This window comes from Halolamina sp., from assembly GCF_036626355.1.
GTDB lineage: Archaea > Halobacteriota > Halobacteria > Halobacteriales > Haloferacaceae > Halolamina.
The window spans coordinates 1-23,116 of the sequence record NZ_JAZKRY010000021.1 but is presented as its reverse complement, the minus strand read 5'-3'; the positions used below and the strand labels follow the sequence as shown (position 1 = coordinate 23,116).

The following is a 23,116-nucleotide window of genomic DNA, read 5'->3' as shown; positions in this document are numbered from 1 at the left end:
TTACGAGACGTAACTACCTCTTGGACGGGAAACGAATCCCGAGCACACGGAGCACAACCAATGGCCCTCGATACACCAGACAGATTCCGCCGGTCCCCATCGATCGGCATAGATGCAGTGTCTCTCGACCGATACTCGAACGTCGAAACCCGTGACGGGGAACTCATGATCTACGACGAACAACGCGAAGATGGATGGATCCAGTGTGACTGCTGGACTCCCGTAGAATCCATGGAGTGAGCCATCTCGCTCGCTTACTCGCTGGACCTCCACCCGCTGTACCGAGCACTCCCCGACAGCCTACCCAAATCTCGGGGAACTCACCGGGACAGCGACAACTGTCACTCACCAGCGAGCAATCCGTAGCGGAATCACTCCCACACGTACTCTTATTTTACCCCAGACCGGAACCCACCTTATCCGCGCGAGATGATTACCGATGAACGTAACAGAAGCCATCGCAGAAGCACTGAAAGAGGAAGGGGTCGAGTATCTGTTCGGGTTCCCGAGCAATCCGCTTTTTGACACCGGCGCTGCCGAGGAGGTTGGTATCCGCACAATCATCACCCGCCAGGAACGGACGGCAGTCCACATGGCCGACGCGATCGGTCGACTCACGTCCGGCGACGAGGTCGTCGCCTTCGCCTGTCAGCACGGCCCAGGGACCGAGAACGCCATCGGCGCCATCGCACAGGCGTATGGCGAATCCGCACCGCTGGTGGCGATCCCGGCGGGTTACGACCGGTCGAAGACGGACGTCGACCCGAAGTTCAACTCGCTGGTGAACTACCAGCCCGTAAGCAAACGCTGCGAACAGCTCACTGATCCCGATGCGGTTGGAGAGACACTCCGCCGGGCATTCAGCGCGGCGCGCAACGGCCGCGGTCGCCCGGCGGTCGTCGAGGTCCCGAAGGACGTGTTCTGGGAGGACGCCCCAGAGAACTTCGAGTACAGTCCGTCGAGTAGTAACCGCGCCGGCCCGGACCCCGGTTCGATCCCGGAGATCGCCACAGCCCTCGCCGACGCGGAGAATCCAGTTATTTTTGCCGGACAGGGCGTCCACTACGCCAGGGCGTGGGACGAACTGCGAGCGCTCGCCGAAACGCTCGAGGCGCCAGTCGCCACCAGCCTCAACGGCAAGAGCGCGTTCCCCGAGAGCCATCCACTCTCGCTGGGCGCCGGAAGCAAGAGCGAACCTGCGCCCCTGGCACACTTCTTCGACGAATGTGACGTGCTCTTCGGTGTCGGCTGTAGCTTCACGCAGACTACGTATGGCATCACCGTTCCCGAGGGGAAGACAGTCATCCACTCGACGCTGGACCCAACCGATATCGACAAGGACGTCGCCTCGGATCTGTCGCTCGTCGGTGACGCGCAGCTCGTTCTCGACGCGCTGGTCGACGCGGTCGATGACAACGTGGCCGACGACCGGGGCCGGTTCGACGACGTCGCCGACGAGATCGCGACGGTGAAATCGGACTGGCTCGACGAGTGGGAGGGGAAGCTGACCGCCGAGGAGACGCCGATCAACCCGTACCGAGTAATCCACGAGATCACGAACGTCGTCGACCCCGCAGAGACCATCATCACGGCCGACGCCGGCAACCCACGGGACTTCCTCGCGCCGTTCTACGAAACGGACGAACCGCTCTCCTACATCGGCTGGGGAAAAACGACGCAACTCGGCTACAGCCTCGGACTCGCGATCGGCGCGAAGCTCCGCTTTCCCGAGAAGCTCTGTCTCAACATCATGGGCGATGGGGCAATCGGGATGACCGGGATGGACTTCGAGACGGCGGTCCGGGAGGACGCCCCAATCCTCACAATCCACCTGAACAACTACGCGATGGCGTCGTACGACACGCCCTTCAGCGGCGACTTCGCCGATGTCGGCGACGCGCTCGGCGGCGACGGCGAGCGCGTCGAGGATCCCGAAGAAGTTGCACCGGCGCTCGAACGCGCCATCGAAACGACAGAAGCCGGAACGCCGGCCCTGCTGGAGATCATCACCGCCAAAGAGACGGAACTCTCCCGGCCCGATCTCGACTGACAGCCGGGCAGCGCTTCATGGAGCCGCCCCGTTGTGTCGCGATTCGTGAAAGAGCCCTGAGAGGGGGCAACTTGTTGGGGCGCTCTCGAATCACCGTGAGAGGGTTCACGCGAGCGCGTCGGCGATTTGTTCAATCGGGTGAGCCGGTTTCTCGCTGTACTCGTCACCGATCTGTGTCCGGCACGACGCGCCCGGTGCGACGACGGCGTCGCCGTCGCTGTCGTCGATCCGGTCGAACAGCATCGACCCGATCGCCTGGCTCATCGAGTAATGTTCCGCCTCGTAGCCAAACGTCCCGGCCATCCCACAGCAGCTGGTGTCCAGTGGGTCGACCCGGAAGCCGGCCCGGCGGAGGACACCGACCGCGTGGTGGTCCTTCTTGACCGCCTTCTGGTGGCAGTGGCCGTGGTAGGTGAGTCGCTCTGTGGACCCGTCAACGTCCAGTGACTCGTCGAGCCGATAGGTATCGATGTACTCCAATACGCCGTAGCTGTTCCCGGCTACGCGGGCAGCGGCGCCGGACGATAGCAGGTCGAGGTAGTCCGATTGGAACATGACGGCGTCGGACGGTTCGACAACGACGATATCACGGCCATCCTCGACGTATGGGTCCAGTATCTCGACGTTGGATTCGGCCGTTTTCCGCGCCTCATCCAGCAGCCCCTTCGAGTGCGCCGGACGGCCGCTGTCGGTGATCGCCCCGGCGACCTCGACGTCGACGCCAGCGGCTTCGAGCACTCTGACCGCCGCCTTCCCCGCCGCCGGGTTGGTGTAGTTCGTGACGACGTCCGGAACCAGCACGACCTGGCGGTCCGCGCCAGACTCACTCACGACCGACTCGTCGTGGTCCGCCCACCAGTCCAGAAACGTCTCGCGATGGAACGTCGGGAGCGAGCGCTCGCGCGCGATCCCGAGGAGCTTCTCCATGACGACTCGCACGCCCGGCATCGTGGGTCCGAGATTCGACAGCGGTGCCGTTGCAGTTCCCAGTTTCGAGAGTGTGTCGATGTTGGCGAACAGTCGCGACCGGATGTCGGCGCCGTGTTTCTCGTGGTGGGCGTGTTCGACTTCCACTTTCAGCTTCGCCATGTCCACTTCGCTGGGACAGTCGATCGCACAGCCTTTGCACCCGATACAGAGATCGAGTACCTCGTGCATGAACTCCGGATCGACCTGTTCGTCGTCAGATAACTCACCACTCATCGCCTGCCTGAGGAGATTCGCTCTCCCGCGCGTGCTGGCGATCTCTTCCTGTGATGCCCGGTAGGTCGGACACATCACCCCGCCGGTCCCGTCCTGACTGGAGCGACAGCCACCACAGCCGTGACAGAGTTCGGCCATTCCCTGGAATCCGTTCTCGTTGTCCCACTCCAGGGCGGGGTCGAACCCGGCATCGAACTCGTAGTTCTCGCCGAACCGAAGATTCTCACTCATATCGTGATCTCCGCAGACGTTCCCGGGGTTGAGCAGCCAGTCGGGATCGAAGGCTGTCTTCAGGTCCCGAAACACGTTCCAGAGGTGGTCGCCGTACAGCTTCCGGTTCCACTGGGTCCGTGCGCGGCCGTCACCATGCTCGCCGGAGACGCTCCCGCCGAACTTCACTGCCAGATCTGTGGCGGCGTCGGCGATGGACACCATCGTTTCGGTCCCCTCGGCCGCTTTCGTGTTGATAAGCGGCCGGACGTGCATACAGCCGGGGCCGGCGTGGGCGTAGAAGCTCCCGAACGTGTCGTGATTCTCGGAGATCTCCTTGAACTCCGCGGTGTACTCGGGAAGGTGTTCGGGCGGGATGGCGATATCCTCGATGAACGCGATGTGTTTTTCATTCCCCGTCCGCGACAGCAGGATCGGCGTCGACGCCTTCCGCATCTTCCAGAACTGCTCCTGGGTCTCCGCGTCGTACGCCGCCATCCCGTCGAACGCCAGGTCGCCGACTCTCTCTTCGAGGAGTCGGTCGACCTGCGCTGTGGCCTCGGCGTCGGTGTCGGCGTAGAACTCGACCAGCAGGAACGAGTCCGTCTCGTCGGGTAGCATCCCGATCACGTCCCGAAACTCATCGAGATCGCGTGCGAGGTCGACGAGGACCCCGTCGAGCACCTCGACCGCCGCCGCGTCGTGTTCGAGGATCTGTCCGACATCTTCCATCGCATCCAGCAGATCGTGGTACGTGAGCAGTCCAACGCCCTTCGTCTCCGGAATCGGTTCCAGGCGTACCTCCGCTTCGGTAACGATCGCAAGCGTCCCCTCGCTACCGACCAGGAGACGCGCGAGGTTGACGGAGCCCTGCGCTGCCTCCTCGATCAACACGTCGAGGTTGTATCCCGAAACGTTCCGTTTGAGATCCGAATACCGATCCTCGACGGCAGCCGACTCCTCGTCGATGAGCCGAACGACCTCCGCGTAGATCCGTTCGAGGCGGGTTCCGTCGAGATCGGCTCCCTCACGAAGGTCCGAGACCGCGATTTCGCCGAACGTCTCGACGCTCCCGTCGGCCAACACCGCTTCGACCTCTTCCACGTAAGCGTCGGTCTTTCCGTACTTCAGGGAGTGCGCCCCGGTCGTGTTGTTGCCGATAGCGCCGCCCAGCGCGCTCCGGTCAGCGGTCGACGGATCGGGCGCGAACTTCAAGTCGTGTGGTTCGAGGGTTCGATTGAGCTCCCCGAGGGTGATTCCCGTCCGAGCCCGGACGCGTCGAGCCTCCGGCTTGACGTCCAGGACATCGGTCATGTCGCGCGTGAAGTCGAGGACGATCGCCCTGTTCACCGACTGGCCGGCGAGACTCGTGCCCCCACCCCTGGGGAGGACGGGGATTTCTTCGTCCGCGCAGTATCCCATCACTGCCGCAACATCTTCGGTCGAGGTCGGGTAGACGACCCCGATGGGCGTCACTTCGTAGGCGCTTGCGTCTGTCGCGTACATCTGCTTGGAGTACTCGTCGAAGCGTACGTCGCCGTCGACGAGCGCCTCGAGGTCGGATACGAGCGACGAGTCATGTTCGGCCTCGCTCTGGTAGTCGTAGTTCGCCCTGGGGTCGGTGGACGGATCAGCAGCGCTGTTTTGAAATCCCATGTGGAGTGAGTTCGGGTACGCGTATGCAGTATGGCAAACCAATGAATGTTGGGTGTTAACAGGGAGCCGCAAGGGTCGCTCACTCACGCATAATGTCGTTTCCGTCGTCGTTTCCACCAAGTCGGCGCAGGGTGACGGACAGCCTGACAAAGTGATAATCAGTAACTGGGTGACGGTGAGAAACCACAAATACGCAGTCCCAATCACAGACACCGGTCCGGGAGATCGAGTTCACAGTAACCCTTGCCATCCTCTGCGTTCAGCGTGTCGTGAGTCACCGGTCGTGGTCGACAACGGAGTAATCCGACAGCACCACACTGCTGCATTAGTTTCGCAGAGAAGACCATCGAGTGGGGTCCCTCCGGATATTTCGCCTGGAAGTTGGCACAGGCCAACCACGAGTATATCTGCTTCGATAGCGTTTCCTGGAACAGAATGGAACGCTTCCTATGCGGGTCCGTCGATGAAGAGGAGCACCAACCCTCTCGCAGTCCAGAGGGAGCGGCCCCCGGACCGAATAGGCGAGCAGTACTAACTGCGACAGTGACACTCGGGACGTCTGCTCTCGCAGGATGTGCCGGGTCCATCAACGGCACAACCCAAACCGAACGGCCTGAAGCGACCTCCCTCACTGAAGAAGACAGCTGCGATGTCTGTGGAATGGTCATTCCGAACCATCCCGGTCCCAGTAGTGAAATTTTCTACGCCGATAACGAACCGAACGACCATCCCAACCCGGCACGGTTCGACAGTACCTGGGAGGCGTTCCAGTTCGATTTTGCTCGGGAGGAGTGGACACGCCAGGCGTTCTACGTCACCGATTACTCGTCGGTGGAGTACGAAATTCGGTCTGACGACGGTCAGCAACTCATCTCACGCCACGTCGCCAGGGCCTCGTTCGTCGACGCCCGATCAGTCACGTTCGTCGTCGGCTCGGAGGTCGTCGGGACGATGGGGAAGGACCTGATTGCGTTCTCCGACGAGACCGATGCAGAGGCATTCAGCCAGGAGTACGGTGGCGACCTCGTCGCGTTCGAAGACGTGACCCCAACGATGATTTCCCAGCTCGGAAAGTAAGCGATGGCCGGAAGGTACGCGTTGGTCGCTGTCGGAGTGACACTTATGGTGTTGAGTAGCTCGTTCGTGTTCCCTGTCGATGGTGCGACGGAGCGTGAGCCTGTGGCGTTCGAAGACACTGTCTCACTCGGAATGACGGCCGCTGTTGCACAGCAGACCGACTCCGAGAACCTCACTGTTCCGAAACTGCAGGTCTACTACTCCGGATACCGGTACGTTGTGGGGTTCTACGGAATCGAGTCGTACGTCGCAGAACAGCACCGAACTGGCCACGATAGACAGTTCGGTCAACCGATCTCAGTGTTCGTCACCGACTTCGCGGGGACCAACGTGTCCGTCACTCAGGCGGGAAAGTTGCGGACCGATGCCGAGACACCCCCGTTCGTTCCAGCCGATGAAACGTACGTCGTAGTTGGAAGCGAAGCGAGCACGTCGACGGGGCCAACTCCAGTCCCGTTCTCGGAGAAACGGGCTGCAACCGAATTTGCCGACTCCTACGGTGGGCAGGTCGTTCCGTGGAGTGACCTGTCCGATCACATCGATACTGACGGCAGGTTGACCCAAGCTCGATTCGACACGCGCGTTTCCGAACGCTCACAGTGGGCCGATGAGATGCGCGCGGAAACCGAATCGCTCCGGACGCGCCCTGTTTCGGTCGTCGTTGGCGAAGATGAACCGACAGTGGCGGCCGCTGTGGCAGCTGCACCCCCGAATACGACCGTCCGACTGCCGCCCGGAAGCCATCATGTTGCTAATCTAACCGTCGAAAAGCCCCTTACCATCGAGGGGAGCGGCGAGGCAACGACGGTTCGTGGCGACGGGAACGGAACAGTCATTGGGATAAACGCGACCAGGGTCGGCATCACTGATCTTCACATCGAAGGCGTTGGTACTGTCGGGACGAAACCCGAAGCCGAGAGCATCGCCGAAGCAGGGTGGTCAGAACGAATCGAACTCGCATACGGGCGCGGCGACGCGGCGCTGAAACTCGACGGGGCCGATGGATCACTCGTCGAGAACGTCAGTATCGACACGCCTGCCAGCGGAATTATCAGCCGCAATGCCACAGGAGCGGTCGTCCGGAACGTGACGCTACGAGGTGCGCCGACTCCGGACGAGGGGTTCATGGGAGTTGTCGCGATGTACGGGCCACTCGTGGTCGAAAACAGTCGGTTCGATGGGGGCAGAGACGCGATATACACCCACCGAGCAGATGGAACCGTGATCCGTGATAATCACATGGAGAACGCGAGATTCGGCGTCCATCTGATGTACACGTCTGAGACGCTCGTCAGCAACAACACGATCCGGAACGAATCCGCAGCGATCATCATCATGACACGACCGACAGGGAACCTTATCGTTGGAAACCACGTCTCCGAGTCAGCATTCGGCATCAGTTCGAGCGGGTCACTCTCGTACTACGCGGAGAACGTAGTCGTCGCTAACAAGTACGGTATTGACGTCTCAGGAACCAGATCCTTGTACACACACAATACAGTTCTCGGGAACACCTATGGTCTGCGCGGCTCCACCCTGTTGCCGACGAACGTCGTTACCGGTAACGATGTCGTCGACAATCGATACCCAGTCAGTTCCGAACTGGGCCCGCTGCGTGTTTGGACTGCAACTGGACGTGGCAACTACTGGGGACCGATGCCGGCCCAGGACGAGAACGGTGACGGGTTCTACAACCGTGCGTTTCGGCCGACCGGGCCCGTTGATTCACGGCTCCACGATACGGTCGGTGCCCGGACCATAGCCCGCGCACCCGCCGTTTCCATCACTCGATCTGTCCAGGAATCAGTGCCCGGGCTCCGTGCGACTGGCGTGGTCGACACAGCGCCTCGGGTGACTCCAGCAAGACCGGAACGACTCACAGCAGTTCGAACTAACCGAACCGGTGACGCGAGGGCTGGCGAATGAGTGGTCCCGTGATGACGGTTTCGGATGTTTCGTTTTCGTTCGGCGACCTGACGATCCTCGAGCGGGTTTCGTTTTCCGCCGGCGAGGGGGAACTTATCGGACTCGTTGGCCCAAACGGGTGTGGAAAAACGACGTTCCTCGAACTGCTAACCGGCTTACGTCGGCCGGATGCCGGGGAAGTTACGTTACCGACAGCTGACCGCAGCGTCGCCTACCTTCCCCAGTCACCGGCGTTTCGGCCGGGCTTCACTGCCAGAGGGACGATCGAGTTCTACACAGAACTCGCGAACATCGAGACCGACCCTGCGGTGTTCTTAGAGCGGGTGGGTCTCTCACACGCAGCCGACAGACGAGTCGAAGCCCTCTCGGGCGGGATGAGGCGGCTGCTCGGACTCGCTCAGGCACTCATCGGTGAACCACCCATCGTCATGTTGGACGAACCGACGAGCGGATTAGACCCGGATATGTCCGACCGTATCTTCGAGGTGATGGCGGAACTAACCGCTGCAGACCAGGTCCTGCTCATCGCCAGCCACGATCTCTCCGGGATCGAGACCCATGCCAATCGGGTCCTGTTCTTCTCCGAGGGCCATATCCAACTCGACGGTACTCCCGGATGGATTCGTGAGCAAACAAACACCGAAAGCCTCAGAGAGGCGTTCTCGGAAACACTCCGTAGCCGAAACGAGACCGGAACGCAAGTTGGGGATGGCGGCCGAACTCTGGATGAGGAGGAATCCCATGGTTGATCACCACCGGGTCGCAGTCATCGTCGACCGCGAGTTCCGTACGGTGTTTCGGAGTCGGACACTACTCGCCCTCGCCGGCTTTGTTGTCCTTATCGTCGTCAGTTTAGCCGGAGCGGCAACCGGCTCGCCCGGCGGGTACGTCTCTCTGACGTTGGATCTGCTCGCACCGATAGAACTGCTTGTCCCTGTACTGGCGTTTTCGTTCGTCTACCGCTCAATTCAGGGCGACCACGAGCGTGGGGAACTCGATGTCATGAGAACGTACTCCCTCAGTCGGATAGAGTATCTCGCGGGGGTGTATTTGGGCCGAATCGCGGGCCTCCTCGTGGTCGTGATCGGAGCGCTCGTCCTCGCTGGGATCGTCGCGTCTCTCGGTGCCGTAGTACCCGTCTCGTTCCTTGCGACACATTCTGCCGGCGATACGCCGCTGGTATTTGTCCGGTTCGTCGTCTTGACAGCCGTGTACACGCTTGTCGTTAGCAGCCTGGCAGTAGCGGCCTCAGCAGTAGCGCGTCGGACTCGTGATGTCCTCGCACTTAGTGTCGGTCTCCTGTTGCTTGTCGCGATTGGACTGGATCTTCTCCTCGTTGGACTGCTCTCCGCTGAAGCGGTTACTCAAGGCAATCTCCACGTGTTCCTCGGCCTGAGTCCGGCAAGTGCCTTCCGTGGCCTCGTCATCGAAACAGCAGTCACGCCCGCACTTGCCGAGGCGCCGCCGGTTGCTGCCGCGTCCCCACTTATCAACATCGTTGGCCTGACTACGTGGCTACTTATTCCGTTTGTTGCTGCCTATGCTGCAGTCTGGCAGGAATGAACCGACTGAAACGGTCTTGTTGAACCCCTCAGTCGGTGATCGGATTTAGGGGTCGTGCTGAGTACACAGTGTGTATCCAATATACCGGTCTCTGATTCGGCGATGTTAATCGTGATGAATGTTTATCATGGGGTAGTTAGCATTCGCTGTGACGGGATTGAGGAGATACCGAACCTGTCGCTGTGGATGCATCAAAAGGAGCGCCCGAATGTCGGTGAGGTACCCGATGCAGACCTACCGGTGGAGTTCGCCGACGCTGCCGACGAAGCTGGCTTGCGCGCTGAATCCAAACTCTGTTTTTTCGGGCTTCATCGAGCCGTGTTGCGTGGGTGAACTCATCGGGATGAGTCACTGTCGTTCTCCGTTAGCACAAATGCTCGATCCGAGTCAGGAACGGTTAGAAGCCATTCCCGAGAAGAACGAACAGGTGAGTTGCCACCAGGAGTCCGAGCAGGCCGATGAGAACCACGTTGAAGATTAGTCGCACCCGACCGCGGAACCGCTGGAGAAGGCTCTTACCCCCGATAAAGATGGCAAACGTAACGGCTGGGATCGCAGCAAGGGCGAGTCTCGCGGGAAGGGTTTCGTCCGGAACGAGCGTAAGCGAGGACGTCACCGTCCAGTGAGTCGCCATCTGATCGGGCATGACGGTGAAGGCTGCGACACTGAGCGGAAAGCCTGCCAGCGCGATGACTGCTGTGACTGCCGTGGGTATCCGGAACTCAAGATCGAAGACCCCGCCGTCGCAATGGGCATCGTACGCGAGCACGACGAGCGTGAGGAAGAGAACAGCGGTCACGATGGCCAGATCAACAAGGAGACCGTACGCGTCTATTGCGTCCCGTGGGATCGGGACGAACGACATCGAGGTGTTGATCGCAGCGTGAAACAGCATCGCCAGCATGACGCTTCCACCGGTCGATTCGTAGGCCCACGTAAGCAGTACCGAGAAGGCAGTGACGAGGATGGTATAGAGAGGGAGCGACCCGGAGAGGAGCCGCGGCGCGCCCAGGAAAAAGAGCGGAAAATGCCAGACTGCCCAGACGACCCCGATGATGAGGCTGGAAGCGAACGGGCTGTACTGTGTTGTGAGGTGAGGGAGCGCGAAGCCTCGCCACCCGGGTTCCTCGTTGCCGCCACCGAGTACCGCGTTCACGAGCAACAGGACCGGGACCGCCGGAAGCATCCGGGTAATACGGGTCGTCGAGACAATACCGCCGCCCGAGAGATACAGTGTGCTGGCTCCCGAAACGGCGAGGATCGGAAGTCCAAGCGCGAGGAGGTACCACCGCGGTGAGACACGCCAGTCGACGATCTGTGCTGCCCAGGCCGTGAGGCTGTCACCTCGCAAGTACGTGACCAGAGCGGCCGCAAGTGCCGGACCGAACGCGCCCGGAATCATCATCCCCTGCGTGAATGTCTCCCTGCCACCGAGGCCAACGAACGCGAGCGTCCACAGCCCCCACGAGATGGTCAACGCAGCGGCGAAGAACACACTAACAGGATGGTCCTCCACGAACACGGAAACTGGATTTCGACTGTACACGGTCGCCATTGTTGTGTCTGTCATGGCAGTTCGACGTACACACTCCACCCGTATATATCAATACAGCATCATATTATAGTTGCTTTTCTGATATTATTTCGGGGACCGTTCGGCCTGTGCTTGTTCGATAGCCTCAACGAATTCGGTTGGTCGCTGTGTCCCGATAAAGAGGTCACGTCCCTCGGTTCGACGAATCTCGACACCCCTGTCGGCTGAAATCCGGTAGGCCTTCTTCGCGCCTGTCGGGCCGACCCGAATCCCCCACCCCAACCACCGTACTCCATCGGTTCGTACGTCGTGTCACTCAGGCTATCGATGGTTTCCCCCGGAATCCGGTCTGTACTTCCTGAAAGAGCGGGTCAGGTGAGTTCTCGATCGAACCAGTCATCGACTACGTAGACAGCGCCCGGACTGAAAGAGGTCCACAGTACGCCAGTATAGTCGAAAGTCTGTCAGTACGGATGCGAATCACTTTCCCCGGTGAGTGAGCAACGGTACCGTATGAACGAGGGCGGGGACGAACAGTTCATCTCAGGAGCCGCGTTCGAGCCACTGAGCGATGAGACGAGGCTTCGCATCCTGCATACCCTCGCAAAGCAATACCGTGAGGATCCGACGAATCCGACGATGGGGTTCGGCGAACTTCGGAAGATGGTGGGACGCCGCGATTCAGGGAATTTCAACTATCACCTCGACAAACTCCGTGGCCGGTTCCTGGAAGACACGGACGATGGCTACAGGCTCTCACCGGCTGGCCATGAAGTAATAAGCGCCGTCGTCGCGGGAACCTACGACGACCACGAGCCACTTGGTCCCATCGAGCTCCCCGAGAACTGTCCGCTGTGTGGGTCAATCATGACGGCAAGATACGAGTCGGGGTTACTCCGTGTCTCGTGCGAGCACGACCACCAGTTCCGGAACACACTCCCACGGCGTGCCGTCGAGGACCGCTCGCTCGAAGAGATCATCCGAGTGATGACTATCAAAACACAACAGGACCTCGAACGTGTGGTCGAGGGAATCTGTCCGCGCTGTTATGGACCTGTCGATTGGGATGTCGACATGACCGAGCTGGTCGGCGTTCCAGAAGTCACCACGCAGTGTTCCCGTTGTGGGACGGTTGCAGAAGTTCCGGTTGCTGCCGCGATAATCAACCATCCAGACGTCGTCGCGTTCTACGCTGACCACGGCGTGGATGTCCGACATAGACCATTGTGGGCCCCGCTTCTCTGGAATGCGGTTACCATCGACGTAGCCCAGGAAGAGCCGCTCGAACTATCAGTCTCAGTGCAGTTAGAGGGCGAGGAACTCGTTGCAACTCTCGATAATTCGCTTGATGTCCGCTCGGTCAAACGGTGATCGGGCCTGCAGTCCGTTGATGATCGGGAATCCTTTTGCAGCGTGCATACCCCGGTGACTGTCATACTGACGTGTTGTTCTCTCGACCGAGTACGTCTCGTTGAATTCATCCGGGAGAATCGATTCTGTGTGGGCGCCGCTGTGCTGAACTCATCGTCTGTACTCAGCACGCAATTCATCTCAGTTACTGAAAGTCAACAGAGCCGCTGAAACAGCGTTTCCGAGAATAGATACCGCCAGTACTGCGCCCGGTCCGATCAGTCAGGCTGGTTACTGGTGGCTTTCTTTCGATAATCGACGTCGTCGGTGTCGCGAAACTCTTCGACCAATCGATCGCAGTATCCGCGCCCGCGCCGAAGGAGACGGCCCGTGACGTCTCCAGCGGCATTTATTCGATCGACGGCAGTGCCCTGCACCGAGTCAAACTGCAGAGATGGGCCACCGTTGGGACGACTACGGACTCTCCAAAATTTGTGTCACCTGCCGCACCGAGTGCGATGAAGAGACCCTCGACCATCATCGTGTTACCAGATCAGAAGACGCCGCCTTCCTAGCTTTCCTCACCAACGATGTGGTCCAGTTGATCCCACGAAGCTTGTCACCCTTGTCGGCGAGCAGGTCGAAAACTCCGTCGTCTCCGTCGAACGTCTGCTCATTTGGAAGTACGGGAACGTCATCCGATACTGTTTACTATTGTGTTTGAAGCACACAGCTATCTTCGTAGGTCGGCTCTTTCAGCGTTCCCTTCGATGGTTCCATCTTTCGAACAGCGACGGTTGCTTCGTCCTGATCAGCTCAGTTCGGTTTGCAACTTGTGTACTATCGGTCCGATTTACCGTATCTGGAGCGTCAGGTAGCAGTGGATCGTAGTTCTCGGTCGATGTACGTCGGAGCCAAACAGTCACGCTGCTCGTGGTGGACGCCTAATCGAGAGGAAATCTTCGCACTGAGAAAGGTTTTCGACTGAGTAGTTATGGCTCGTCTGCACAATATTAGTAACCTTTGAGTTGCTGGGAAGATAATCACTACGTATGAGTATCCGAGAGGTCATGTCGACGGAGTTGGTCACCATCTCTCCAGGCGGGACCCTTCAAGAAGCGGTCACAAAGATGCTTGATGAACGTGTTGGAAGCGTCGTCGTAAACGGGGAGGACGAGCCAGTCGGGATCATTACCGAAACCGACGTGTTGGCAGTGGGAACGACGTTCGAAAGCCCGTTCAGTGAAATTCCAGTCTCGCGAGCGATGAGCGAGAACCCCGTGAGTATTGGTCCTGAGACGTCCCTGGAGGAGAGCGTGGAGACGATGAAGGCGTACGGAATAAAGAAATTACCAGTCGTGGAGGACGGTTCGCTCGTCGGAATCATTACCTTGACTGATCTGGTGTATCAGCAACACGAACTCATCGACGAAATTGAACAGATCGAACAGCAGCGCTCCGAGGTCGACAGGACGCCTGAGACCGATTGAGCGGCCGTTTGGCCACCTGGACGTGTGGATTTGTGATGGGGCTGTTCGGGAAGCTCGATCTCTCGCTGGCAGCTTATCGGTTCCCCAACGAGCAGGCGATCCAACGGACCACGTAGCGCTTCAATGCTCATTCTTCGAGTTATCACCGCTCCACCGGACAGATCGCATCAACTCCAGACAGAAGCGGCGTCCAAGACCCAGAGCATGAGTTCAGCACCCACCACCCATCATTCCTGGGAACTCGCTTCTGATGATGCGACATACCGTTGGGTCGCGTAGAATCCGACGGCATAGATTCCGAACGCAAACGGTCCGACGGCGAAGATGCCGACTGAGAAAATCCCGACCGCAAAGACGCCTGCGGAGAAGATTCCGACCGAGAAGATGCCCGCAGAGAGCACACCAAGACTGAAATTCCCCGCTGCGAGGAATCCGAAGGCCGATTGTCCAGCCGAAAGTACTTCGTATCCTGCGACAGTCTCCACCCCAGCCAGCGTCAACACCAAGGCAATTACCAACAAACCAAGCGCAACGATACCACCCGAGTTTTGCCAGTCTACGTCCATACTCGACAATGTGTCGGTCTTATCAATATAGGTGTGGGGAGGGGAGCGGGTGCGGGAGACCAATCGGGAGAAACCTCACTCGCGATAGCATCGATTAGGGGGTCCTCTCAGCAGGTGGTGTCCGGGAGCAAACCGGCACACAGAGTCACCGACAACAGAACGGTGGGTGTCGCCGGAACAGCAATCTGTCAGGCTTTCTTCCAGCCGAGGAAGAAGCCGGCAGAGAACCCCGCAGAGATCGAGAGCGTCGAGAGGATGGTCTGCACCCAGGATGGGGGTGCGCCGGCGGCGGCGTCCTGACTCGCGCCGACGATGCCTGCGGTGAGTTGATCCCAGTCGACGGTCAGGATGCCGCGGGACTCGAGGAACTTGAATAGCGCGAGCTCGATCCCGACGATGACGGCGATGATCTTGGCCACCTTCTTCGCCGCGAAGCCGATGAGGCCGCCGATGATGCCGCCGGTGCCGGCTTCGATGCCGAGCTGCTGGAAATCGATGTTCAGCTGTAACAGCTGTGCGGGATCCATGGCCTCCTGTGGGTCGCTCTCCCTTAAGTTATTTGTGGGGTCCTGACCCCAGATGTCCCGAGCCAATAGTGAGCTACGAGTGACGAGTTCGTTGATAATCCCGTTTTGGGGCAGTCTGGCGGCGGTTTCCCCTGCCCTGACTTTTTACTGGCACAGTTGAGTGACGCCAGTAAGATGTCTGAAACGGGGATAGGGCGCGAGTCGCCTGGCTGGCAGCTCGCCGAGACTGGGTCCCGTGTGGAGCTCTACGGGGCCGTCCGGAGCGGCGAGGGGCCGTTCGCAATCCGGGGGTGCGGGCCGCTGGCCGCAGACATCGGCAGGGGCTGGGAGATGGTGTCCGACGATAGGCAGCCACCCGGCAGGCTCAGTTCCGAATTATTACCGTGACCGACGGCAGGCGAGGCGAGATGGGGTGGTCGGCGGGAACGGGAGCCGCCATCAGCGCCAGTCGAGAGACGCTGACGGCGCTCGGGATTGGTGAAGATGGGCACTCGGAAACGGTCGAGGAGCGCGGCTCGGGAACAGATGCTGAGACCGCCTCAGAAACAGACGGTGACCCCGCGACGCTCGCCAGGTGGAAGCGGCAATTACCAGGGGTCGACAGACCCGCGCCTCGAGAACGGTGAAAAGCTCGTCCTACTGGCGAGCCGACTGGCCAGCGGTGCACTCTCGTCAGCGAGCGGCGACACCGTCGACGATATCGAGACGGCACTGGTCGAACTGACCGAGGACGGTACGGTCGATGCCGAGTGTGTTCGGGCGGCACTGGACGAGGAGGAGGCGACTGAGCGTCCGCCCCGTCCGCCCCAGCTGTTCGGCGCGCGTCACAAGACTCATGCCCGGCGACGGCACAGTGGCCTCCATGAAACAGTGGGTCCGAACACAGTTCGCCCGGGCCTACGAGCGCCTGCTCATGCGGGAGGCGGAGGGCGGCCCCGACCACGTGGCGATCATCCAGGACGGGAACCGTCGCTACGCTCGGAAACAGGGCGCCGACGCCTCCGAGGGCCACCGGGCCGGCGCAGAAACCACTCAACAGGTGCTCTCGTGGTGTCAGGACCTCGGCGTCGAGGAGCTCACTCTCTACGCGTTCTCCACGGAGAACTTCGATCGCCCGCCCGCCGAGCGGGAGCATCTCTACGACCTGTTCTGTGAGAAGCTCGGTGAGATCGCGTCGAACGGGAAGATTCACGAGAATCGGGTTGCCATCCGCGCTATCGGTGAGGTCGACCGCCTCCCCGAGCGCGTGCGTGAAGCCGTCGCCGACGCCGAGGCCCGAACCGCGGGCTACGACAGGTTTCGGCTGAACGTCGCACTCGCGTACGGCGGTCGAAACGAACTGCTCCGGGCGGCACAGGATATCCTCGATGACGTCGACGAAACGAGGCTCTCGCCGGACGATATCGATGTCTCGCTGGTGGATGAGCGCCTGTACGGGAAGGAGGTGCGGGACGTGGACCTCATCATCCGCACCGGCGGCGACGAGCGCACCTCGAACTTCCTGCCCTGGTACGCAAACGGTAACGAGGCGGCGGTGTATTTCTGTGCGCCCTACTGGCCGGAGTTCTCGAAGGTGGATTTCCTCCGGGGGATTCGGACGTACGAGTCCCGGGAAGCGTCCTGGCAGCGCACCAGAACCGAGCGGGCAGTGGCGCTGGTGCGTGCAGTCGCCCAGGTGGAGGTCACGGACGCCCGCGCCGTCGCGGGTCGCCTGCGCGAACAGCTTCCCGGCTCGGCCGCTGACGAGATGGAGGAGGCACTCGCGACGACAGAACAGGGCGTGGACTGATTATCGGCCGAACCGGCGCTTGCGGTCCTCGAACTCGAGCACCGCACGGAGATAATCCCGTTTCCGGAAATCCCGCCAGTTCACGTCCGTGAAGTAGAGCTCCGAGTAGCTGGACTGCCAGATGAGGAAATCCGAGAGCCGCTCGGCCCCGGTTTTGATGAGCAGATCCGGCTCCTCGGGGAACACCAGATGATCGCTCACGGTCTCCTCGTCGATGTCGCCGGGGCTCAGCTCCCCGGCGGCCACGTCCTCAGCCATCTCCCTGACGGCGCGGGCGAACTCGCCGCGGCCGCCGAGCCCGATGTTGATGCGGACGGCTGCGCCGGCACGCTCGTCGCTCTCCGGACCCCGGACCGCAATCGGTTCGGGGCTGTCGAGCGACTGGAGTTCCCGCTCGAGCGTCGGGACGACCGCTTCGTCGAGTACGGACACCGAGACGGTGACCCGCTCGGCGCCGTAATCGAACGCCCAGCCCAGAAACGAGCCGAGCGTCTCGTAGGCGCCCTGTTCCAGCAGGTCGCGTTCGGTGATGACCAGCGCGACGTGGGCCGGTCCGTCGTGGCCACGGAGTCGGTGGCGGAGGGCGAGGTAGGCGTCGTACGCTCCCACAGTTCCGATACCGGCGCCCGCGGCGAAAACCCCTTCGCCCGAGTGGCGTCGGTGAGCGGGGTGTATCGGCTACCCCATCGCTCTCCTCCGGCAATTCGGGGCTTTCGCCTGAATTGCGGTGTCGAGAGGGTTAAGTGCGCGTCGGTGGAACCGGACGACGTGAATCGGAGGCTTATGCGGGAGAGCGGATTCGCGGCTGTCGCCGCAATCGCGCTCGTTTCGCCGCTCCTGGGCCGTGTGACGGCGCTCCCGTTCCTTCTCATCGCCGGCGCCGCCGCCTTCGTCGTCGACGAGGGGCCGCTGTTCGAACTGTTCGCGCGCCCAGCCGACCGCCGGGAGGGCCGGCTTTACGGCCTTGCGGGCTTCAGTCTCGCCGCAGCGGTGTTCGCCTTCCTCGCAACTGCCCCCCTCGGCAACCCCGAGTTCGGGATGGGACTGCCCGCGTTTGCCGCGGCCGTGTTCGGTGTCGCCGTCGGGAACGTCGGCGCGCAGGCGGTTCGGGAGACCCGCCCCGAGCCGTTCCTCGTTAGCTCCGGCTTCGCAGTTGCTGCGTTCCTCGCGGCTGTTCTCGCAGAGCTCATCGTCGCCACACTAGACGGTGCAGTGCTCGCATTGCCAGCGTTCGCGTTCAACGCGGCACTCGCCGCACTCGTCGGTGCGCTGACCCGGTCGCTCCTGTTCGAGGGTGACGACGCCGCGGTGGTGTTCACCGTCGGTGCCGTCCTGCTCGTCTTCGGCGTCCTCGACCCGGCCGTCCACGTCTCGGATCTGGCGCTGGCACTCGGTGTCGCCGTGGGACTCGGTGTCGTCACCTACACCACCGGCACCGCCTCCGTCGAGGGGCTGCTCTCCGGCGTGCTGCTCTGCCTGCTCACTATCGTCTTAGGGGGGCCGGGCTGGTTCATCCTCCTGATCAGCTTCTACGGGTTGGGCGCGCTCACGACGAGGTTCCGGTACGAGGAGAAAGCCGACCGCGGCGTCGCCGAGGAGAACGAGGGTGCCCGCGGGACGGGGAACGTGCTCGGGAACTCCGCGGTGGCGTTGGCGGCCGTCGTCCTCTTCGCGGCCGCGAGCGATCTCCCGGTTCACGGCGGCTTCTTTCGTCTGGCCTTCGCCGGGTCGCTCGCGGCGGCGATGGGCGACACCCTCTCGAGCGAGATCGGCGGGCTGTTCGACAACCCCCGGCTGGTTACGACCGGCGAACGCGTCCCGCCCGGGACCGACGGCGCCGTCACGTGGCAGGGGGAGCTCGCCGGCATCGTCGGCGCCACCTTGATGGGTATGCTGATGATCCTGGTGCTCCCCGTCGCACCGCTCACCAGCACCGTCGCCACCGTCGGCGTCGTCACCGTGGGCGGCGTCGCGGGCATGAGCGCTGATAGCCTGCTCGGCGCCACGGTCGAGGGCGACCGCATCGACAACGAGACGGTCAACCTGCTGGCAACGCTCGTCGGCGCACTGGTGAGCGTCCTGCTCGCGCTGGTGCTGTGATTCGAGAGGCTCGCCCGACTGACCGGCCGGATATCGAACGCCTGCAGCAACTGCTCCCTGAGCCGGCCCCCGAACTGCTCTCTGCTGGCGCAGGCGGGAAGATACTCGTCTCGACGAACCCCAGAGCCCGGTCGGGCGATGACGTTCCGGTCGGCTACCTGCTCTGGTTATCCGGCGAGCCGGTGTACGTCCCTGAACTTGTTGTAGCTCTCCCTCACCGACGGGAGGGCCGCGGCCGGCGCCTGTTGCAGGCACTGTTCGACCGTCTTCCAGCGGGAACTGCAGTCGTGCTCCGGGTCGCTGCCGAGAACGAGGGCGCCCAACGGCTCTACCGGGAACTGGGGTTCGAGTGCGTGGAGACGGTACCGGATCTCTACGAGTCGGGCGACGGGTACCGGATGCGGACTGTTGTCGAGAAGTAAGCAAAGTTCCGCCGAGGTCCTGTCAACTACCAACGGCTCACAGGTCGGTACGGCGAAGGAGGGTGGTCGTAACGAGTCGAACTGCCCGGAGCGGGAGCGTCCGCTCAGTTCAGGAAGCCGTCAACGGGTCGGACCTGTGGCATCGTCGGCTGTTTGACGAACTCACCGGTTTCTGCCGCCACGGCGTGAGAGAGCCCGCTTTCGGCGGCCACGTCCAGCAGCGGTTGGTCGAGTCGGTCGTCGATGATTAGTGCGTGGGCCCCGTCGCTCGCCTCGACGGCGTCGAAGGCGTCCTCGGCGGGCACCTCCTCGAGCAGGCCGAACTCGGCGTCGAGCAGCCGGGCCGACTCGCGGCCCTCGCCCACAACCGCTCGGACGTGGTCGCCGAGTGTCGGACCGCCCTCTTCGGCTGGCTCTGCTTCCGTCGTTGCAGCGGCGTCAGCCGTCGCGGTCCCCTCCTGGCGCTCGTCCCCCGCTTCGTCCGTTTCGGTTGGCGCCTCGGGTTCGGTGCGGGGCTCCTCCGCGGGCGGGGCGGAGTCACACCCGGTTTCTGACGCGGGGGGCTGGGGTGTCGAGGCTATCGACCCGTCGCTCCCCTTCTCGACCTCCTCCCGAACCGCATTGATGACCGGACTCGGCGTGTTCTCGTCGGTGCTGGACTCACGCTCGGCGGGTGACCTGCCGCCGGTCGCGACTGCGCGAGCTGATTCGGCGCTGGCAGCCCGCTGGGCCTCCTGGTACACTTCGTAGGGGGTTTTCTCCCGGAGCGCGGCCAGCAGTTCGCCGCGTTGCAGATCCTCGACGGACTCGCCCTCGGGCGCGAACGCGACGAAATCCACGTCACCGATCTGGTCGAGTTCACGCAGAATCAGCTGTCCGCCGCGGTCGCCATCGAGAAACGCCGTCGTCGTGCGCTCCTCGGTGAGCTCTGCCACGGCTTCGGGGACGTTCGTCCCCTCGACAGCGATGGCGTTCTTCACACCGAACTCGAGCAGGCGAGCCACGTCGGCCCGCCCCTCGACGATGACGACGGCGTTCCCCTCCGCGACGTTGGGGCCGGCCGGCAGCCCTTCGTACTCGCTCAATTTGCCGACCCGGACCGACTCCCGGACCTCCTCGTGGAGCTCGTCGCTCGTGAGGACCGTCTCCTCGAAGGAGTCGGCGAGCAGTTCTTTCGCGCGCTGGACGACGATACGGCGCTTGGCCGCGCGGACGTCTTCGATGTTCGTCACTTCGATGCGTGCCTGACAGGGGCCGACGCGGGAGATGGTCTCCAGCGACGCTGCGAGAATGGCCGTCTCGACCTTGTCGAGCGAGGAGGCGATAGTCACGTCGCCGAACGACTGGCCGCCTTCGCTCTCGATAGAGACGTCGATACGACCGACCTTCGAGGAGTCTTGCAGCTCACGGAGGTCGAGATCGTCGCCGAGCAGGCCTTCGGTCTGGCCGAAGACGGCACCGACGACGTCGCTGCGTTCGACCACCCCGTCGGCGGAAATCTTCGCGTGTATGAGGTATTTGGCTGTGTCTTGCATAATGTGAGTGCCCGAGCTGGGCTGAATCGTGATATGCGGGCGGCGCGAACCACCCGTAAAAAAATTAGGGAGGTGTGTGGATATAGCTGTCGTACCGGAGAAGCCGAGCAGGTGACGCGATGGCAAGACTGGGCCCGAGTCCCAACCGGAATCCCCCGGGCCGACCCGAAACGGGCTCGGTTGGTGGCATCGACGCCGACGTATTGAACCAGTCGAACCCCTGTGATTCCAGTGTTGAATGAAATTATTCTTCGAAACGAGGGATCAGAGTCATCCAATACATCTATTGGTGTCCAGTTACAATAAACGACAAGATGAACCGGTCGATCGAAACCGTCCTGTGGGGTATCGCCGGACTGTTACTCGTGACCTTCGCGATTCCCTGGTTCTTGTGGGGGAACAACACCATCTTGGCTGGACTGCCGATCTGGGTCTGGTGGCACATCGGGTGGATGGCGCTGGCGTCGGTGGTGTTCGTCGTGTTCACTCGCCGGAGCTGGGGACTGGGAGTCACCAGCGGTGAGCAGGCATGAGTACAGCGCTCGAGCTATCGATCGTCGTCGGCTATCTGCTGCTCACACTTGGAATCGGGCTGACTGCCTATCGGCTGACCGAACGGACCGCCGAGGACTACTACCTGGCGAGCCGGACGCTGGGGACGGTCGTCCTGCTCTTTACCGTGTTCGCAACGCTGTTGTCGGCTTTCACCTTCTTCGGTGGCCCAAACATCGCGTATCTGTACGGCCCCGAGTGGATCCTCGTGATGGGGCTCATGGACGGGATCATCTTTGCCGTGCTCTGGTACGTAATCGGCTACAAACAGTGGCTCATCGGGCAGGCCCGCGGCCACCTCACGCTCGGGGAGATGCTCGGTGACCGGTTCGGCACGAATCGGTTGCGAGCGTTGATCGCAGTGATCAGTCTCGTCTGGCTGTTCCCGTACGTGATGCTCCAGCAGATCGGTGCCGGGACCGCCCTCGAAGCACTGACCGGGGGAGCCGTCCCCTTCTGGGGAGGCGCCGCCCTGATCACCGCGTTCATGATCGTCTACGTCGTCCTCGCCGGGATGCGTGGGATCGCCTGGACCGACACCCTCCAGGGTGCGTTCATGCTCGTCATGGTCTGGGCAGCCCTGCTGTGGGTCGTGGCCAGCGTCGGCGGCGTCTCCGCCGCGACGAGTCGCATGGGTTCGGCGTCGCCCGAGTTCACGGCGCTTGGCAGCGCCTTCTACACGCCCCAGCGGATGCTCACCTTCGCGGTGAGCATCGCCTTCGGTGTCACGATGTTCCCGCAGGTCAATCAGCGATTCTTCGCGGCCGATTCCGAGACGGTGCTCAAGCGGTCGTTCGCTCTCTGGCCGGTGCTCGTGCTGCTGCTGTTCGTTCCGGCGTTCCTGCTCGGTGCGTGGGCGCAGGGCCTCGGCATCGCGGCGGACGTCGGCGCCGGACAGAACGTGCTCTCCCTGGTTCTAACTGAATACACGCCCGGCTGGTTCGCCGCGCTCGTCGTCGCCGGCGCCATCGCCGCGATGATGTCCTCTTCCGATTCGATGCTGCTCTCCGGGTCGTCGTACTTCACTCGTGATGTTTATCGCCCGCTCGTCGATCCCTCCCTCTCCGATGAACGCGAGGACCTGCTGGGTCGGATCGGCGTGGCTGTGTTCGCGACCGGTGCCCTCGTCGGCAGCCTGCTGATCGGCGGGAGCGCGGACGTCGGCGTCGTCGGCAGTATCCTCGTCGATATCGGGGACACCGCGTTCGGCGGGTTCGCACAGCTGTCCCTTCCGGTCGTGGTCGCGCTCTACTGGTCGGGAACCACGAAGACCGGCATCTACACCGGCATCGTCGCCAGTCAGCTGGTGTACGCCGCCGGCGTTCTCCTGCCGGTCGCTGAACTCGCTCTCCCGGTTGTCGGACCCGTTTCCGTCGGTGTCCCGGCAACGTATCTCGGGTGGGGGATCTCACTGTACTGCATGCTGCTCGGACTGGTGCTGACCGTCGGCGTATCCGCACTCACCACGCCGACAGCCGCCGAGGACAGCGCCGTCTACGACGTGGCTGCTGACTGATAGTGATTACTGCGAGTCTGTCCCACCGTGACCATCCGTGTCGGTGATGG

General features: G+C 61.9%; 19 protein-coding genes. 12 read left to right on the top strand and 7 right to left on the bottom strand.

All coding sequences use genetic code 11. The annotated features are described in order from the left end of the window. The first annotated feature begins 439 nt into the window (after window positions 1–439). The gene (locus V5A38_RS05175) at window positions 440–2,050 is read left to right on the top strand and encodes a thiamine pyrophosphate-requiring protein (RefSeq protein WP_332324677.1); all 1,611 of its coding nucleotides are present in this window, start codon (window positions 440–442) and stop codon (window positions 2,048–2,050) included. Window positions 2,051–2,155: 105 nt separating this feature from the next. Here V5A38_RS05175 and V5A38_RS05170 read toward each other — a convergent pair whose 3' ends face one another. Then, on the bottom strand, window positions 2,156–5,119 hold the full coding sequence (locus tag V5A38_RS05170) for an FAD-linked oxidase C-terminal domain-containing protein (protein ID WP_332324676.1): 2,964 nt from the start codon (window positions 5,117–5,119) through the stop codon (window positions 2,156–2,158). A gap of 435 nt (window positions 5,120–5,554) precedes the next feature. On the opposite strand from V5A38_RS05170, the gene V5A38_RS05165 reads away from it, so the two are divergent. From V5A38_RS05165 to V5A38_RS05150, 4 genes are read left to right on the top strand one after another with little or no spacing between them, the layout of a single operon-like run. Further along, window positions 5,555–6,196, top strand: a complete 642-nt coding sequence (locus V5A38_RS05165; RefSeq protein WP_332324675.1) for a nitrous oxide reductase accessory protein NosL — start codon at window positions 5,555–5,557, stop codon at window positions 6,194–6,196. 45 nt (window positions 6,197–6,241) lie between these two features. After that, window positions 6,242–8,122 carry a NosD domain-containing protein gene (locus tag V5A38_RS05160; protein ID WP_332324674.1) on the top strand — a complete coding sequence of 627 codons (1,881 nt, stop codon included), beginning with the start codon at window positions 6,242–6,244 and terminating at the stop codon, window positions 8,120–8,122. A gap of 11 nt (window positions 8,123–8,133) precedes the next feature. After that, window positions 8,134–8,871 (top strand): ABC transporter ATP-binding protein, encoded by a 738-nt coding sequence (locus V5A38_RS05155; protein WP_332324673.1) that lies wholly within the window; start codon window positions 8,134–8,136, stop codon window positions 8,869–8,871. Continuing rightward, window positions 8,864–9,685, top strand: coding sequence for an ABC transporter permease subunit (locus tag V5A38_RS05150; protein WP_332324672.1), 822 nt, complete (start codon window positions 8,864–8,866; stop codon window positions 9,683–9,685). The genes V5A38_RS05155 and V5A38_RS05150 overlap by 8 nt, the downstream gene beginning before the upstream one ends. A gap of 397 nt (window positions 9,686–10,082) precedes the next feature. Here the strand turns inward: V5A38_RS05150 and V5A38_RS05145 are convergent, their stop codons facing one another. After that, complete coding sequence (locus tag V5A38_RS05145) at window positions 10,083–11,255, bottom strand: type II CAAX endopeptidase family protein (protein WP_332324671.1); 1,173 nt, start codon at window positions 11,253–11,255, stop codon at window positions 10,083–10,085. 477 nt (window positions 11,256–11,732) lie between these two features. Between V5A38_RS05145 and V5A38_RS05140 the strand changes: the two genes are divergently transcribed. Both V5A38_RS05140 and V5A38_RS05135 read left to right on the top strand, forming a co-directional pair. Beyond that, window positions 11,733–12,590, top strand: coding sequence for a hypothetical protein (locus tag V5A38_RS05140; RefSeq protein ID WP_332324670.1), 858 nt, complete (start codon window positions 11,733–11,735; stop codon window positions 12,588–12,590). Between the two features lie 1,031 nt (window positions 12,591–13,621). Further along, on the top strand, window positions 13,622–14,059 hold the full coding sequence (locus tag V5A38_RS05135) for a CBS domain-containing protein (protein ID WP_332324669.1): 438 nt from the start codon (window positions 13,622–13,624) through the stop codon (window positions 14,057–14,059). A 227-nt stretch (window positions 14,060–14,286) separates the two neighbouring features. Here the strand turns inward: V5A38_RS05135 and V5A38_RS05130 are convergent, their stop codons facing one another. From V5A38_RS05130 to V5A38_RS05120, 3 genes are all read right to left on the bottom strand, one after another. Beyond that, window positions 14,287–14,625: a hypothetical protein gene (locus V5A38_RS05130; protein WP_332324668.1), complete on the bottom strand. Its 339-nt coding sequence runs from the start codon at window positions 14,623–14,625 to the stop codon at window positions 14,287–14,289. Between the two features lie 188 nt (window positions 14,626–14,813). After that, window positions 14,814–15,152, bottom strand: a complete 339-nt coding sequence (locus V5A38_RS05125) for an FUN14 domain-containing protein (protein WP_332324667.1) — start codon at window positions 15,150–15,152, stop codon at window positions 14,814–14,816. A gap of 672 nt (window positions 15,153–15,824) precedes the next feature. After that, complete coding sequence (locus V5A38_RS05120) at window positions 15,825–15,989, bottom strand: hypothetical protein (protein ID WP_332324666.1); 165 nt, start codon at window positions 15,987–15,989, stop codon at window positions 15,825–15,827. Between the two features lie 25 nt (window positions 15,990–16,014). Here V5A38_RS05120 and uppS point away from each other — a divergent pair, with 25 nt between their 5' ends. Beyond that, window positions 16,015–16,941 (top strand): polyprenyl diphosphate synthase, encoded by a 927-nt coding sequence (uppS, locus tag V5A38_RS05115; RefSeq protein ID WP_332324665.1) that lies wholly within the window; start codon window positions 16,015–16,017, stop codon window positions 16,939–16,941. On the opposite strand, the gene V5A38_RS05110 is transcribed toward uppS, so the two are convergent. Beyond that, window positions 16,942–17,550, bottom strand: coding sequence for an undecaprenyl diphosphate synthase family protein (locus tag V5A38_RS05110; RefSeq protein ID WP_332324664.1), 609 nt, complete (start codon window positions 17,548–17,550; stop codon window positions 16,942–16,944). It lies immediately after the preceding gene. A gap of 174 nt (window positions 17,551–17,724) precedes the next feature. On the opposite strand from V5A38_RS05110, the gene V5A38_RS05105 reads away from it, so the two are divergent. Then, window positions 17,725–19,041, top strand: coding sequence for a DUF92 domain-containing protein (locus V5A38_RS05105; RefSeq protein ID WP_332324690.1), 1,317 nt, complete (start codon window positions 17,725–17,727; stop codon window positions 19,039–19,041). Continuing rightward, window positions 19,038–19,463, top strand: coding sequence for a GNAT family N-acetyltransferase (locus V5A38_RS05100; RefSeq protein WP_332324663.1), 426 nt, complete (start codon window positions 19,038–19,040; stop codon window positions 19,461–19,463). Before V5A38_RS05105 ends, V5A38_RS05100 begins: the two co-directional genes overlap by 4 nt. A 104-nt stretch (window positions 19,464–19,567) precedes the next feature. On the opposite strand, the gene dnaG is transcribed toward V5A38_RS05100, so the two are convergent. Beyond that, window positions 19,568–20,998 carry a DNA primase DnaG gene (gene dnaG / locus V5A38_RS05095; RefSeq protein WP_332324662.1) on the bottom strand — a complete coding sequence of 477 codons (1,431 nt, stop codon included), beginning with the start codon at window positions 20,996–20,998 and terminating at the stop codon, window positions 19,568–19,570. A gap of 314 nt (window positions 20,999–21,312) precedes the next feature. On the opposite strand from dnaG, the gene V5A38_RS05090 reads away from it, so the two are divergent. Together V5A38_RS05090 and V5A38_RS05085 are read left to right on the top strand one after the other, a co-directional pair. Further along, window positions 21,313–21,531: a DUF3311 domain-containing protein gene (locus tag V5A38_RS05090; protein WP_332324661.1), complete on the top strand. Its 219-nt coding sequence runs from the start codon at window positions 21,313–21,315 to the stop codon at window positions 21,529–21,531. Beyond that, a complete protein-coding gene (locus tag V5A38_RS05085; RefSeq protein WP_332324660.1) occupies window positions 21,528–23,066 on the top strand; it encodes a sodium:solute symporter family protein in 1,539 nt (512 codons plus the stop codon). Before V5A38_RS05090 ends, V5A38_RS05085 begins: the two co-directional genes overlap by 4 nt. Window positions 23,067–23,116: the final 50 nt, after the last annotated feature.